Annotated in this window: 3 protein-coding genes; 2 read left to right on the top strand and 1 reads right to left on the bottom strand. The window is 73.4% G+C overall.

The window, feature by feature from the left end:
* The first annotated feature begins 131 nt into the window (after positions 1–131).
* Positions 132–8018 carry an amino acid adenylation domain-containing protein gene (locus ACZ6KO_RS05075; RefSeq protein ID WP_469300092.1) on the top strand — a complete coding sequence of 2629 codons (7887 nt, stop codon included), beginning with the start codon at positions 132–134 and terminating at the stop codon, positions 8016–8018.
* Entirely contained in the window at positions 8015–15049 is a 7035-nt protein-coding gene (locus ACZ6KO_RS05070) for an amino acid adenylation domain-containing protein (protein ID WP_469300090.1), read from the top strand. Before ACZ6KO_RS05075 ends, ACZ6KO_RS05070 begins: the two co-directional genes overlap by 4 nt.
* A gap of 114 nt (positions 15050–15163) precedes the next feature.
* On the opposite strand, the gene ACZ6KO_RS05065 is transcribed toward ACZ6KO_RS05070, so the two are convergent.
* The gene (locus ACZ6KO_RS05065) at positions 15164–16522 is read right to left on the bottom strand and encodes a lysine N(6)-hydroxylase/L-ornithine N(5)-oxygenase family protein (protein ID WP_469300088.1); all 1359 of its coding nucleotides are present in this window, start codon (positions 16520–16522) and stop codon (positions 15164–15166) included.
* Positions 16523–16683: the final 161 nt, after the last annotated feature.

The following is a 16683-nucleotide window of genomic DNA, read 5'->3' as shown; positions in this document are numbered from 1 at the left end:
AACGATAGCAAGATAAGGCTATCCTAAGTTAGGGTTCGCCCCATCACTCATGCCTTGAGGGGACGTGAACCTTCGTGTCGGGTGCGAACATCGGCCAGAGCAGCGAATCCATGGACCGGCGCCGAGAGTTGATGAATCGACAGCTCGCCGCGCGCGGCATCGTCCGCCGGAAGGACCAGGGCCCCTCCGAGCCGACCCCGGTAGTGCGCGCCATCGGGCCCTCCCCCCTGTCCGCCGCGCAGCGCCGGATGTGGCTGCTCCACCAGCTGGAGCCGCAGGGCACCTCGTACAACATCAGCGTCGCCGTCCGCCTGTCCGGCGACCTCGACGTGCCGCGGTTCGTCGCGGCGCTGCGGGCCGTGAGCCGGCGTCATCACGTGCTGCGCACCGTCTACCGGGCCGACGAGAACGGGAACCCGCTGCAGGTGGTCCTGCCGGATGCCGTCCTCGACGTCCCGGTCACCGACCTGACCGCCGTGAGCCCCGGCATCCAGGAGGCCGAGCTCGACGCGGCTGCCGCGCGCCTGGCGGCCCTTCCCTTCGATCTCGCCCAGGACACCCCCGTCCGCTTAGAGATCCTGCGGCTGGCCGCCACCGAGCACGTCCTGGTGCTGGTCGCCCACCACATCGCCTGGGACGACGGCAGCTGGCAGGTCCTGCTGCGTGATGTCGCGTCCTCGTACCAGGGCGAGGCCCTGTCCGAGCTGCCCGTCCAGTACGCCGACCTGGCGCTGGCGGAGAGCCGGCGGGCCGCGTGGACCGAGGCCGACCTGGACCACTGGCGTCAGGCCCTGGACGGCACCCCGGCCCCGCTTCCGCTGCCGACCGACTTCCCGCGCAGGGCCGCGCGCGTGGAGGAGGGTGGCCGGCTCGTCCGGACCCTCCCGTCCGCCCTGCGGGACAAGGTGCACGCGCTGTGCCGGGCCGAAGGCGTGAGCCCGTTCATGGCCCTGCTGGCCGCCTTCAACACCCTGCTGCACCGGACGTCGGGGGCACCGGATGTCCTCGTGGGCTCCCCGGCCGTGCTGCGCTCCGGGGGCGGAGCCGAGAACCTCGTCGGCAACTTCGGCAACACACTCGTCCTGCGGACGACGGCCGGCCCCGGCACCACGTTCAAGGCCCTGCTGGCATCCGTTCGGGAGATGTGCCTGGGGGCCTACGCCCACCGAACGGTTCCCTTCGACACCCTGGTGCGCGAGCTTCGGCCCGAACGCACCGTCGGCCACCACGTATTCTTCGACGTGATGTTCTCCCTCCGCAGCGACGTCTGGGAAGGGTTCGACCTGCCCGGCCTCCGGCTGACCGAGCGGGCCGTGCCGGGCAACGCGGCCGCCTTCGATCTGGCGGTGTCCGCCGTCCTGGACACGGCGGGCACGCTCACCCTCGACACCACCTACCGCCGGGACCTGTACTCGGAGGCAACCGTCGAACGGCTCCTGGGCCGCTTCGAACGGCTGCTGTCAGCCGCCGTGACGGCACCCGGCACCCCGATCGGCGACCTGGAGCTCCTCGACGGCGACGAGCTGGAGCAGGTGTCGACCACATGGGGCGCCGACAACCGGCCGCTCCCCTCCCTCACCATCCCCGAGCTGTTCGCCGAGCAGGTGCGCAAGGCGCCCGAGGCCACGGCGCTGATCTGGGAGGCGGAAGGGACGGCAGAGGCCGAAGGGGCCGAGCACCGTCTGACGTACGCCGAGCTGGACGAGCTGTCCGACGCCCTGGCCGGCGAACTCGCCGCCCTGGGCGCCGGCCCCGAGCGGGTGGTCGCCGTCGCCCTGCCCCGCACCGGAGAGTTCCTCGTCACCGCCCTCGCTGTGATGAAGGCAGGTGCGGCCTACCTTCCGGTGGACCCCGAGTACCCGGCGGACCGGATCGCCCTGATGCTGGCGGACGCCCGGCCCACCCTGCTGGTCACCGACACCGCCAACTCCGGCCGCCTGCCCTCCGACCCGTCCGTCCGGGTCCTCGTGGACGACCCCTCCCGGCCCAGCCTGGGCCGCACGGCGGAGCTGCTGCCCTCGACACCGGCGCAGGCCGCCTACCTGATCTACACCTCGGGCTCCACCGGCCGGCCCAAGGGCGTGGTCGTCACCCACCTGGGCATCCCCGGCCTTGTGTCCACCATGGCCGAGGGCCTGGGTGCCGGGCCGGACAGCTGCGTACTGCAGTTCGCCTCGTTCAGCTTCGACACCTCGGTGTGGGAGTGGACGATGGCCCTCCTCACCGGCGGCACGCTGGCCATCGTGCCCACCGGCAAGCGCCTCGGGCCCCCGCTCGCCGACTTCTGCGCGCGGCACGGCGTTTCGCACCTGACCCTGCCCCCCGGTGTGCTGGCGACCCTCCCCGACGAGCACGCGCTTCCGACCGGGGCCACGCTGATGGTCGCCGGCGAGGCCTGTCCGGCCGAGCTGATGCGCCGCTGGTCGGCCACCACCCGTATGTTCAACTCCTACGGCCCCACCGAGACCACGGTCGACGCCACGCTGTGGGCCTGCACCCCGGAACACGACGGGACCGTGGTCCCGATCGGCACCCCCGTGCACAACACCGCGGTCCGTCTCCTGGACGACCGGCTCCACCCCGTGCCCCCGGGCACGCCCGGTGAGCTGTACGTCTCCGGTGACGGTCTGGCCCGCGGCTACCTCGGGCGCCCGGGACTCACCTCGGAGCGATTCGTCGCGGACCCGTTCGGTGCACCCGGCAGCCGCATGTACCGCACGGGCGACCTCGCCCGGTGGACCGCGGACGGCGTCCTGGAGTACCTGGGGCGGGTCGACCACCAGGTCAAGATCCGTGGCTTCCGCATCGAGCCCGGCGAGATCGAGCAGCTCCTGCGCCGTGCCGACGGCATCGCCCAGGCCGCGGTCATCGCCCGCGAGGACACCCCGGGGGACCTCCGGCTCGTCGCCTACGTGGTCGGCGCCGAAGGCGCCCCGGAGCCGCGTGTGGAGAGCCTGCTCGAACAGCTCGCCTCGGTCCTGCCCGCGCACATGGTCCCCGCGGCCATCGTGCCCCTGGAGAAGCTGCCGCTCACCGGCAACAACAAACTCGACCGCCGGGCGCTGCCCGCCCCGGTGTACGGCAGCGGCGCTCACCGGGAGCCGGCCACGGCCGCCGAGGCCACGCTGTGCGCCCTCTTCTCCGACGTGCTGGAGACACCGGCCGGCCCGGACGACGACTTCTTCCTGCTGGGCGGACACTCCATGCTCGCGGCCCGGCTCATGACGCGCATCGAGGCGGAGTTCGGCATCCGGCCGGCCCTGCGCGCCCTGTTCGACACCCGTACTCCCGCGGCGCTCGCCCGACTGCTCGACGGGACCGGGCCGACGGCTTCGGGTCCGCGCCCGGCACTGACCGCCGGAACGGCCGGCGACGGGCCGCTGCTGCCGCTGTCGTTCGCGCAGCAACGCCTGTGGCTCCTGCACCAGCTGGAGGAGCCCGGCCCCGCCTACAACATCCCGGCAGCGCTGCGGATCAGCGGCCCGCTCGACCACGGCGCCCTCGCCGCCGCCGTGGCGGATGTCGCCTCGCGGCACGAAACCCTGCGTACCGTCTTCCGCGCGGACGACGGCAGGCCGTACCAGAGGGTGCTGGAGCCGGAGCACGGTCCGCGCCTGGAGTTACGCCGCCCGGCGCCGGGCACGGTGGACGACGCCCTCGCCGAGGCCGCCGCGCACGTCTTCGACCTGGCCCACGAGCCTCCGCTGCGGGTGCCCCTCTTCTCGTGCGGAGCAGAGGAGCACGTACTGCTCCTCCTGCTCCATCACATCGCCGGCGACGGGCAGTCCCTCCCGGTCCTGGTCGGGGATCTGGCCGCGGCCTACCGGGCCCGGCTGGGCGGCCGGGCCCCGGTGTGGGAGCCGCTCCCCGTCCGGTACGCCGATTTCGCCGTCTGGCAGCGCGAGCTGCTCGGGGACGCCTCCGATCCCGGCAGTCTCACGGCTCTCCAGTCCGCGTACTGGAAGGACGCCCTGGACGGGGCTCCGGAGGAGCTGCGCCTGCCCACGGACCGGCCGCGGCCGGCCGAGTCCACCAACCGTGGCGGCATGGTCCGGTTCAGTGTCGGGGCCGAGCTCGCGCAGCAGGTCCGTACCCTCGCCGCCGACCTGGGGATCACCCCCTTCATGGTCTACCAGGCCGCTGTCGCGGCCCTGCTGACCCGCCTCGGGGCGGGCGAGGACATCCCGGTGGGCACCCCCGTCGCGGGGCGTTCCGAGGAAGAACTGGACGGCGTCGTCGGCTTCTTCGTCAACACGCTGGTCCTGCGCACCGACACCTCCGGCGATCCGTCGTTCGAGACCTTGCTCCACCGCGTCCGCGACACCGCGGTCTCCGCGTTCGAGCACCAGGACCTGCCGTTCGAGCGGCTGGTGGAGATCCTCAACCCGCCTCGCTCCACGGCCCGTCACCCGCTGTTCCAGGTGATGGTGGTGCACCAGCCCGGGACCGCCTCGAAGCTGCCGGTGCCCGGGCTCCGGTCCCGGCCCGAGGTCGTTTCCGCCGGCACCTCCACCTTCGACCTGAGCCTCACCTTCATCGAGGGTTTCGACCCCGATGCCGAGCCCGGCAGCGTCGGCGGCTTCGCCGAGTACAGCGCCGATCTGTTCGACCCGCACACGGTGGAGCGGCTGGCCGGCCGGCTGCTGCGGCTGCTGGCCGCCGCCGTGGCCCGCCCGGACCTCCCGGTCTCGGCGCACGAGGTCCTGACCGCCGCGGAGCGTGACGTGCTGCTCGCCGCGCCGGTGCCCGCCCCTGCCGCTCCCCCGCTGCACGAGGCGTTCGCGGCACGGGTCCGGCGTACGCCGGATGACGTGGCGCTCGTGCTCGGCGGCAGCTCGGGGGCCCCCGAGCGTCTCACCTACGCCGAGCTCGACTCCCGCGTCGACCGGATCGCCGCTCTCGCCGCCGCGCAGGGCGCCGGTCCCGACCGGCTGGTGGCCCTCGCCCTGCCGCGGCACGAGATGGTGCCCGCGCTGCTCGGTGTCCTGCGCTCCGGGGCCGCCTTCCTGCCGCTCGACCCCGACCATCCCGTCGAGCGGCTCGCGCAGACCCTGGACGACGCCCGCCCCGTCTGCCTGCTGACCACCGGAGTCCTCGCCGCGGCGATGCCCGCGGATCCGGGCCTGCCCGTGGTCCTCGTGGACTCGGACGCCCCCGTGCCCGGAACGGGTGCCGCCGCGGCCCAGGCCGGACCTGCCGACATGGCGTACGTCATCTACACGTCCGGCTCGACCGGCCGCCCCAAGGGCGTGGTCGTCACCCACGCCAACCTGGCCAACCTGTACGCGGCCCACACGTCGACCCTGTTCCCGCCGGAGGTCCCCGAGGCCGGCGGCCGGCGGCTGCGGGTGGGGCACATCGCCTCGTTCGCCTTCGACGCCTCCCTGGACCCGGTCGTCCTCATGGTCGGCGGCCACGAGCTGCACGTCCTGGACGAGCTCACGTACCCCGACGCGGAGGCGGTGGCCGCCTACGTCGACCGGGAGCGGATCGACTACCTCGACCTCACGCCCGCGCACCTCCAGCAGCTGATCGAGCACGGCCTGCTCGACGAAGGCCGCCACCGGCCGGTGCTGCTCGGCCCCGGCGCGGACGCCATGCCCGACGCGCTGTGGCGGGAGCTGGGCACGCATCCGGCGGTCACCGCGTACAACTTCTACGGCCCGACCGAGTGCACCGTCGACTCGGTGGTCGCCCCCGTCACGGGCGAGGGCTCCCCGCGCATCGGCCGCCCCGTCCGCGGCGCGACGGCCTACGTCCTCGACGACCGGCTCCGCCCGGTCCCTCCGGGCGTGACCGGCGAGCTCTACCTCGCGGGCGCCGGCCTGGCCCGCGGCTACCTGGGCCGGCCCGCCCTGACCGCCGAGCGGTTCACCGCGGACCCCTACGGCGCGCGCGGGAGCCGTATGTACCGCACGGGCGACCTCGCCCGCTGGACGGGCGACGGAGACCTGGAATGCCTGGGCCGGGCCGACCAGCAGGTGAAGATCCGCGGGTTCCGCATCGAACCCGGCGAGATCGAGGCGGTACTCGGCCGCCACGCGGGCGTGGCCGAGGTCGCGGTGATCGCCCGCGACGACCTGCCCGGCTCCCGCCGCCTGGTCGCGTACGTCGTGCCGTCCGCCGGCCATGAGGCCGACCCCGACAGCTGGCGCGCCCATGCCGCGGCCCTGCTGCCGACCCACATGGTGCCCTCGCTGTGGGTCGCGATGGCCACGCTTCCGCAGTCCGCCAACCGCAAGGTGGACCGGGCCGCGCTGCCGCTTCCCCTCCTGCCCGAGCAGGGCGCGGGCCGGGCCCCGGCCACCGCGGCGGAACAGCTGTTCTGCGACCTGTTCTCCGCCCTGCTGGGCCAGGAACGCACGGACGCCGACAGCAACTTCTTCGAGCTGGGCGGCGACAGCGTCATCTCCCTCCAGCTGGTGAGCCGGGCCCGCGCGGCCGGATGGTCGATCGGCCCCCGGGAGGTGTTCCGGTTCCAGACCCCGGCCGCACTGGCGGCGGCCGCCAAGCCCCTCGACGCCGCACCGGACCGGCCGGCGGACCACGGCACGGGCCGGGTGGCCGAGACCCCGATCACCGCATGGCTCCGCGAGCTCGCGGCATCGGCGGGATCCCGCGTCACCGTCGACGGCTACAGCCAGGGCATGGCGCTGGCCACTCCGTCCGGTCTGTCCCGCGAGGCGCTGACCACCGTCCTGCAGGCCGTGCTGGACGCCCATCCCGCGCTGCGGGCCCGGCTGGTGACCGCCGAGGACGGCAGCTGGGAACTGGACGCCGCGGTCCCGGGCGCCGTACGGGCCGAGAGCGTCCTGCGAATCGCCGAGGGCAGCCTGCGCGACGAGGCCACGGCCGCCCGGGACCGGCTGCACCCCGAGTCCGGGGTCATGCTCCAGGCCGTCTGGGAGCCCGCCCCGGCCGGGGCTCAGGGACGGCTGGTGCTCGTGGTGCACCACCTGGTCGTCGACGGCGTGTCCTGGCGCATCCTGTGCGGTGACCTCGACGCCGCCTGGCGCGGCACGGAGATCGATGCCGAGAGCACCTCGCTGCGCACCTGGAGCACACTCCTGCGGGACTACGCACGGAGCACGCCGACGGTGGCGCAGCTGGACGACTGGCGTACGGCGCTGGACGGCGCCCGGGGGACGGCCCTCGCGGCCGCCCTGGATCCGGCCCGGGACACGGCCGGCTCGGTCGCCCGCCACACCGTGACCGTGGCCGCGCAGGAGACCGAAGCCCTGCTCACCACCGTTCCCGCCGCCTTCCACGCGAACACCGAGGACGTGCTCCTGACGGCCCTGGCATTGGCGGTCGCGGAACAGCGGCGCGGCACGACCGGCTTCCCGGTGGGCGACCGGGCCCTGAGCCTCCAACTCGAAGGCCACGGGCGTGAGGACGTTCCCGGCGCGCAGACGGATTGCTCGCGCACGGTGGGCTGGTTCACCTCCGTCCACCCCGTGCGGATCGACCCCGGCGCCGTCGACCTGGCCGAGGCCCGGGCCGGCGGTCCGGCCGCGGGACGGGCGCTGAAGAGCGTCAAGGAGCAGCTGCGGTCCGCCCCCGACGGTGGGCTCGGGTTCGGGGCCCTGCGCTACCTCAACCCGGAGACGGCCGGCTCACTGGCGGCCCTGCCCGTTCCCGAAGTGGCCTTCAACTACCTGGGCCGGTTCGGCGCGGGGGGCCAGGAGACGGGAGCGTGGCAGCCCGTGGCCGGGGACGACGCCCTCTTCCACGGTGTCGACCCCGCGCTGCCGCTGGCCCACGCCCTGGAGATCGACGCCCATGTGGCTCCCGGTCCCGACGGTGCCCGGCTGACGGCCACGTGGTCGTACGCCCCGGGCGCCCTGCCCGCGGCCCGTGTGGAGGGTCTCGCGGACATGTGGCTCGGGTACCTGCGGGCACTGGCGCGCCACACCACCGCGGCCGACTCGGGCGGCTGGACGCCTTCCGACCTTTCCCTGATCTCGCTCACGCAGGACGAGATCGACGACTTCGAGGCCGACTGGAGGCTTTCGTGACTGCCCGATCCGAGCTGGAGGACATCCTCCCGCTGACCCCGCTCCAAGAGGGCCTGTTGTTCCGGGCGGAGCTCGACAGCACCGGACTCGACGTGTACGCGGGGCACCTGCGGCTCGACCTGCGCGGGCCGGTGGACGGCCCGCGCCTGCGGGATGCCGCTCAGCGCCTGCTGGACCGGCGGCCGGGGCTGCGCGCCGCGTTCCGCCGGAACCGGCAGGGCAAGGCGGCCGCGCTCATACCTTCCGGGGTGGACGTCCCCTGGAGCTTCGACGACCTGTCGGGGCTGTCCGCGGCGGACCGCGAGCGGGAGACCGAGCGGCTGACGCTCCTCGACACGGAGCGGGGGTTCGACCTGGGCCGGCCTCCGCTGATCCGGTTCAGGCTGCTGAAGCTCGGCGGCGGCCTGCACCGGCTGGTGGTCACCAACCACCACATGATCCTCGACGGCTGGTCGCAGCCCCTGCTGGTCCAGGAGCTGTTCGCCCTCTACGCGGGGGCGAGCGGCCCGGCGCTGCCGCCTCCGGTGCCGCCGAGGGTGTACCTCGACTGGCTGGCCTCCCAGGACCGGCAGGCCGCCACCGCTGCCTGGACGGCCTCGCTGCAGGGCTTCGGCAGCCCGACGCTGGTGGCTCCGGGCGCCGGCGACTCGGTCGCCGCCCGCCCGCGGAAGCTCGTCGTCGAACTCTCCGAGGACCTCACGACGGCCATGGCGGCGACCGCGCGCTCCCGCGGCCTGACCCTCGGCACGGTCGTCCAGGGCGCCTGGGCCCTCGCGCTGGCCCGCACGCTGGGGCGCACCGACGTCGCCTTCGGCGGCATCGTGTCCGGCAGGCCGGCTGACCTGCCCGGCGTCGAGTCGACGATCGGCGTGTTCGTCAACACCGTGCCCGTACGGGCCGTACTGCCTCCGGCCGAGACGTTCGCGGCCGCGCTGGCGCGGCTGCAGGCCGAGCAGTCCGACCTGGTCCCGCACCAGCACATGGGCCTGGCGGAGATCCAGCGGGCGGCCGGCGGCCGGGACCTGTTCGACACCCTCGCCGTGGTGGAGAACTACCCGTTCGACCCCGGTTCCATGGCCGAACTCGCCCCCGGGCTGCGGATGACGGACGCGGGCGGCGACGAAGGGGTGCACTACCCCCTCGCCCTGACCGCACTGCCCGGCAGGCGGCTGCGGCTGGAGCTCGGCTACCGTCCCGACGCCCTGGACGAGGAGCGGGTGCGGCAGGTCGCGGACCGGCTGCACAGGGCCTTCGAAGCCTTCACGGCCGCTCCGGACCTCCCCCTCGGGAGGCTCGACCTGCTCGGAGCCGGGGCAGCGGCCGAGCTCACCGCGGCCCCCACCCGACACCCGGTCCCGGACACCACGCTGACGGCGCTGCTGACCGAGCAGTGCGCCCGTACGCCGCAGGCATCCGCCGTCGTGTTCGAGGACGCCGAGCTGACCTACGCCGAACTCGACACCCGTGCCGGGGAGCTGGCCTCCCGGCTGGCCCGGCTCGGCGCCGGTCCCGGCCGGGTGGTGGCGGTGGCCCTGCCGAGGTCCGCCGAGCTGGTCGTGGCCCTGAACGCGGTCCTCCGCTCCGGTGCCGCGTACCTGCCGCTGGACCCCGGCTATCCGGCCGACCGGCTCGCGTTCATGCTCACCGACGCCGCCCCGGTCGCGCTGGTGACCGACACCTCGACCCGCACGCACCTGCCGCACGGCGCGTCCGTCCCCGTGGTGGTCGTGGATGCTTCCGGGGCTCGCGCCGACGGTGACGCCACGACGGCGGCGGTCCGGTCCGCCGCCCCGGGCGATCCGGCCTACGTGATCTACACGTCCGGCTCCACCGGACGCCCCAAGGGCGTGGTGGTCCCGCACTCGGCGATCGTCAACCGCCTCCTGTGGACGCAGGGAGAGTACGGGCTCACCCCTGCCGACCGCGTGCTGCAGAAGACCCCCTCCAGCTTCGACGTCTCGGTGTGGGAGTTCTTCTGGCCGCTGATCACGGGGGCCACCCTGGTGGTGGCCCGTCCGCAGGGGCACCTCGACCCGCAGTACCTCGCCCGGCTGATCCGTCAGCGGGGCATCACCACGGCCCACTTCGTTCCGTCGATGCTGCGCGCCTTCCTCGCCGAACCCGAGGCGGCCGGCTGCACCGGTCTCACCCGCGTGCTGTGCAGCGGCGAGGCCCTCTCCCCCGACCTGGTGGGAGCCTTCCACGAGCTCTACGCCGGCGAGGTGGAGCTGCACAACCTGTACGGCCCGACCGAGGCCGCGGTCGACGTCACGGCCCGGGCATGCCCGCCCGAGGAAGCGGACCGCGACACCGTGCCCATCGGTCGGCCGGTGTGGAACACGTCGGTGTACGTACTGGACGCCGGCCTGCGCCCGGTCCCCCCGGGTGTGCCCGGCGAGCTGTACCTGGCGGGGCCGCAGCTGGCCCACGGCTACCTGGGGCGGCCCGCGCTCACCGCGGAGCGGTTCACGGCCGACCCGTACGGCCCGCCCGGCAGCCGCATGTACCGCACCGGCGACCTGGCACGGCTGGACACCGACGGAGTCGTCGCATACCTGGGCCGCACCGACGACCAGGTCAAGATCCGCGGATTCCGCATCGAGCCCGGTGAGATCGAGGCCGCCCTCGCAGCGCAGCCCGGCGTCCGGGAGGCCGCGGTGGTGGCCCGGCGGGACCTGGGCGCGGGCGGTGACCCCGTGCTCGTCGCCTACGTCGCCGGCACCGCGCCCGAACCGGCGCCGCTGCGCCGCGCGCTCGCGTCCCTGCTGCCCGAGCACTGCGTGCCGGCCGCTTTCGTGCTGCTGGACGCCCTGCCTCTGACGCCGAGCGGCAAGCTCGACCGGCGGGCCCTGCCGGCTCCGGACCTCGGCGCCGCGGCGGGCACCGGGCGACGTCCCCGCACCCCCGCCGAGGAGATGCTCTGCGACCTGTTCGCGGAGGTCCTGGGGGTGCCCGAGGCCGGTATCGACGACAACTTCTTCGACCTGGGCGGGCACTCCCTGCTCGCCACCCGCCTGGCCAGCAGGGTCCGGTCCACCCTCGGGGTGGAACTCGCGCTGCGGACGCTCTTCGACGCTCCCACCGTGGCGGCGCTGGCCCAGCGCCTCACCGGCGGTGATGTGCGGCCGCCGCTCCGTGCGGGGGCTCGTCCCGATCCACTGCCGCTGTCCTTCGCGCAGAGCCGGATGTGGTTCCAGTACTGCCTCGAAGGCCCGCACCCCGCTTACAACATGGCGTTCGCGGCCCGGCTCACCGGCGACCTCGACCCCGGGGCGATGCGGGAGGCCCTCGGCGATCTGACGGACCGGCACGAGACCCTGCGGACGCTGCTCACGGACGGGGACGGCACGCCCCGGCAGGTGATCCTGCCGGCCGGATCGGCACGGCCGGCGATGCCGGTCACCGCCGCCACGGAGACGGAGCTGGGCGGACTGCTGGCCGCTGCCGCCGCGCGACCGTTCCGCATCGACGAAGAGCCGCCCTTCACTGCCGAGTTGTTCGCCGTGGACCAGGAACAGCACGTGCTGCTGCTGGTCCTCCACCACGTCGCCGCCGACGGCTGGTCGGCGCTTCCCCTGCTGCAGGACCTCGCGGACGCCTACCTGGCGCGCACCCGGGACGAACTTCCCGCGTTCGCGCCCCTTCCCGTCGGATACGCGGACCACGCCGTCTGGCAGCGCGGGCTGCTGGGCGAGGAGCACGATCCGGAGAGCCTGCTGAGCAGCCAGGTCGCCTTCTGGCGGAAGGCCCTCGACGGCCTGCCGGAGGAGCTTCCGCTGCCCACCGACCGGCCCCGGGCCGCCTCCCCCAGCCTGCGTGGTGCCACGGTCGAGGCGGAGGTGTCCGCCGATCTGCACTCACGGCTCCGTGCGCTGGCGCGGCGCTGCGATGCCAGTGTCTTCATGGTCCTGCACGCCGCGCTCGGCGTGCTGTTGACCCGGCTCGGTGCCGGCACCGACATCCCCGTCGGCGCGCCCGTCGCCGGCCGGGGGGACGACGCCGTGGACGAGGTGGTCGGGTTCTTCGCCAACACGCTGGTGCTGCGCACCGACACGTCGGGCGACCCCACCTTCCGCGAGCTGGTGGCCAGGGTCCGCGAGACCGATCTGGCCGCCTACGCCCACCAGGACGTCCCCTTCGAGCGACTGGTGGAGCTGCTCAACCCGGCCCGTTCCCTGGCCCGGCACCCGCTGTTCCAGGTCATGCTCAGCCACCAGGCCCGGCCTGCGATGGGCCTGGCCTTCGGCGGACTCTCCGTGGCCCAGGAGCCGGTGGAGATGGGGACCTCCAAGTTCGACCTGGCCTTCGAGATCGTCGAGGAGCACGGCCGGGACGGCATGACCCTGGGCGTGGAGTACAGCACGGACCTCTTCGACCGGGCCACGGCTGCCAATATGACCACCCGGTTCCTGCGGGTCCTGGAGGCGGTCGCCCAGGCCCCGGAGCGGCCCCTCAGCAGTCTGGAACTCCTGGCGGCCGAGGAACGCCACCAGGTGCTCGTCGCCTGGAAGGGCGACCGCGTGCACGCGCCCCTGTCCACGCTGACGGAACTCTTCGAGGCCCAGGTCCGGGCCACGCCGGACGCCACGGCCCTCGTGTGCGGGGACGTCTCGTACTCGTTCGCCGAGCTCGACCGGCGTACCGCCCGCCTGGCCGGCCTGCTGCGGGCCAAGGGCGTCGGACCGGAGCGGATGGTGGCCCTGCTCCTGCCACGTGCGGCGGACACGGTGGTCGCTCTGCTGTCCGTGATGCGGGCGGGCGGCGCCTACGTGCCGATCGACCCCGGCTACCCGGCCGGACGTATCGCGCACATTCTCGGCGACGCCCGGCCCACCCTGCTGATCACCACCGGATCGCTGGCCGCACTCGCCTCGGACGGCGACCCGGTCGAATCCGTCGTCCTGGACTCGCCCGAGATCCAGGAGCGGCTCGCCGATTCGGCGGGCACCCCGGACTCCCGGGACCTGGCGCACCCGCGATCAGGACACCCCGCGTACGTCATCTACACCTCGGGATCCACGGGCCTGCCCAAGGGCGTCGTCGTGGAGCACCGCAGCATCGCGAACCTCTTCTACAGCCATCGCGAACTGCTCTACCGTCCGACGGTCGAGGCGGCCGGGGGCCGGAGCCTCCGTGTGGCCCACGGCTGGTCGTTCGCCTTCGACGCGTCCTGGCAGCCGCAGCTGTGGATGCTGGACGGTCACGCCCTGCACATCGTCACAGAGGACACGCTCCGGGATCCCGACCTGCTCGTCGGGTTCATCGGCGCGCACCGGATCGACTTCGTCGAGGTCACCCCGTCCCACGCCATGCAGTTGGCCGGCGCCGGACTGATCCGGGAGGGGCGCAGCTCCCTGCTCGCGCTCGGCGTGGGCGGAGAGGCCGTACCCTCCCCGCTCTGGCGGGACATGCGCGGTCTGGCGAACACCGCCGGGTTCAATCTCTACGGACCCACCGAGTGCACGGTCGATGCCCTGGCCGCCCGGGTCTCGGACGGGGAGCGCCCGCTGGTGGGCCGGCCGACCGCGAACACGGCGGCGTACGTGCTCGACGGGCGCCTCCAGCCCGTGCCGGCCGGAGTGATCGGTGAGCTGTACCTGTCCGGGGCGGGCCTGGCCCGTGGCTACCTCGACCGGCCGTCGCTCACGGCCGAGAGGTTCGTGGCCGACCCGTTCGGTGCTTCCGGCACGCGCATGTACCGCACGGGCGACCTGGTGCGCTGGATGCCGGACGGGAGGATCGACTACCTCGGCCGCACCGACGACCAGGTCAAGATCCGCGGATTCCGCATCGAGCTCGGCGAGATCACGGCGGCTCTGGCCTCGGACCCGTCGGTGCTGCAGGCCGCCGTGGACGTCCGCGAGGACGACGTGCGGGGCAAGTACGTCGTCGGCTACGTGGTACCGGCGGCGGGCTCCCCGTTCGACCCCGCCGCGCTGCGCAAGCAGCTCACCCGGATGCTGCCCGACTACATGGTGCCGTCGGTCTACGTCGAGCTGGACGCCCTCCCGCTGACCGACCACGGCAAGCTCGACCGGTCTGCCCTGCCGGCACCGCCGGCCGCGTGGGCAAGGGCCGGGCGCGGACCGCGCGACGTCATGGAGGCACAGGTCTGCGAGATCTTCGCCGACCTCCTCGACCTCGCGGAAGCCGGCCCGGAGGACGACTTCTTCGCCCTCGGCGGGCACTCCATGCTCCTGATGCGGCTGCGCGACCGGATCCAGCGGGTCACCGGCCGCCAGGTCGCCGTGGCCGACCTCTTCCGGCACACCACACCGGCGGCACTGGCCGCCCTGCTGCGCGACTGTGCCGGGGCGGTGTCGGGGCTGGACGTGCTCTTCACCCTCCGTCCGGGGCCCGGCGCCGACGCGGAGGCTCCCGCGCCGCTGTGGTGTCCGGCGCCCGCGACCGGACTCGGATGGCGGTACGCGGCCCTCCTCGCCCATGTGCCGGCCGACGTCGCCGTGCACGCCCTCCAGGCACCCAACCTGTCGGGAGGCCCCGCAGCGGCGTCCCTGGACCAGCTGGTCGACGTGCAGCTGGCCGAGCTGACCCGAGTGCAGCCGAGCGGTCCCTACCGGCTGCTCGGCTGGTCGCTGGGCGGCGTCATCGCCCACGCCCTGGCCTGCCGGCTGCAGGAGCGCGGTGAGGAGGTCTCCCTGCTCGCGCTGCTCGACGCCTATCCGGGCGACGAGGACGGCTCGGAATCGGAGACGGAGGCCTCCGCTGCGGCAGCGATCGCCTCCGCCGTCGAGGGGCTCGATCTCACGGAGAAGACGATCGCGGCGATGCGGGCCAACTACCGTGACGCGGACCGGCTGCTGGCCGGCTCCACGCCGGGACGCCACCGGGGGACGCTCCTTCACTTCCGTGCCGCGAACGCCCCGTACGAGGCTGCCGAGTGGGCCGCGTACACGGACGGCGAGGTTGAGGTGCACACGGTGGCCGAGGACCACGACGGGGTCCTCGACACCGCCGCGGTCCGGTCGATCTCGGAGGTACTGCGCCCGTACCTGCGGGCGGGCGAGTAGACGGCCGGGAACGAGCGCTGCCGCCCGCACCCGAGGGTGTGGGCGGCGGCGAAGGCGGCGTCCTTCTCCACCCGGCTCCGCAGCATGCGTCCCGGAATCCCGGCCCAGCCTTCGTCAGCCCCGGACGGAGTCGGTCTCCCGCCCCCGATCGGCCCTCAGCGCCCGCGCGGTGCGGCGGAGCAGCAGGGAATCGCAGATCTCGCCCGAGCGGACGGCAAGGGTCGACAGCAGGGAGGAGGAGATGCCGTGCGTGTGCTCGGTTCCACCCTGGAGGTACACACCGACGTCGACGTGGTCGGCCATGAGCACCCGGTGGTCGCGGTCGACACGGAGCCGGCCTTCCTCGTCGGCGAGGCAGTCCGCGGCGAGTTCACCGAGCAGCCCCCGGGGGTCGACGGGCCGATAGCCGGTCGCCATGACCACGGCATCGCAGTCGAGGACCTGCTGCTCTCCGGTCGTCAGCGAACGGACGACCACACGGACGCCGTCGTCCAGGTGCTCGACACCGACGAGTTCGGTCGTGTTGAGGATGCGCAGGCGCTCGCGCCCGGCGACTCGCTCCTGGTAATGGGTGCGGTAGAGCTGCTCGATGAGGTCGCCGTCGACGACGGAGTAGTTGGTGTTGCGGTGGTAGCCGTAGAGGTCCCGCTTCACCTCGTCCGGCGCCGTGAAGAAGTCGTCGACCGCCGACGGGTCGAAGATCCGGTTCGCGAAGGGGCTGTCGTCCGCCGGGCTGTAGCCGTACCGGGTGAAGACCGCGTTGACCTGGGCGTCGGGGAAGGTGCGGTGCAGGTAGTCGACGGCCTCCGCGGCGGACTGTCCCGCGCCGACGACGACGAAGCGCTGATGCCGGGGCTCCTTGACCTCCGGAGCCCGGAAGAGGAGATCGCGCGTGTGCCACACGTGGTCCCCGGCTTCCACACCGTCGGGCAGCCGCGGAGTGAGACCGGTACCGACTGCGATGTTGAGGGTTCGGACAACCTCTTGCTGCGCGCCCCCGACGGCGTCTTCGGAGAGAACGTCCACGGCCTCGACACGACCGCCGACGGTGCGAACGGGTCGGACCTGGGTGACGCGGCGGCCGTAGCCGACGCTGTCGGTGAACTCGGCGGCGCACCACTCGAAGTAGTCGTGGAACTCGAGCCGGGTGGGGAAGAAGGTCTTCTGGTTGATGAAGTCGGCGAGTCGACCGCGTTCCTGAAGGTACATCAGGAAGGAGAAGCGGCTCGAAGGGTCTCGCATGGTGACCATGTCCTTGAGGAAGGAGACCTGCATGGTCGCCCCTTCGAGCAGCATGCCCCGGTGCCATCCGAAGCGCTCCTGCTGCTCGATGAACCGGACCCGCAGCGCGCGCTGACCGTCTCGCCGGTTCTGGTCGGCGACCGCGATGGCCAGAGCGAGATTGGACGGGCCGAAGCCTATGCCGACCAGGTCCTGGGCTGCCTGACCGCGGTCCTCGCGGCGTCCCGACATGCTGGTCCTTCCCGTTGCGTCCGAGGGGCGTAGCCTGCGGCACGGGATGTACACACCGTCCACGCACTTAGGTTAGGCAGCCCTAACCGTCGCCCTAGTTCACGGGTAGTGTCAAGTGGCAGCGACGGGCATGTGCGGGGGATATTGCGGGCCACCCGCGC

The organism is Streptomyces sp. NPDC042102 (assembly GCF_055582305.1).
Note: the sequence above shows the minus strand (reverse complement) of the source record. Positions and strands in the feature narration are given on the sequence as shown.

Coding starts and splice junctions, on each gene's coding strand:
- ACZ6KO_RS05065 (WP_469300088.1), bottom strand. CDS start 16,522: ATGTCGGGACGCCGCGAGGACCGCGGTCAGGCAGCCCAGGACCTGGTC.
- ACZ6KO_RS05075 (WP_469300092.1), top strand. CDS start 132: ATGAATCGACAGCTCGCCGCGCGCGGCATCGTCCGCCGGAAGGACCAG.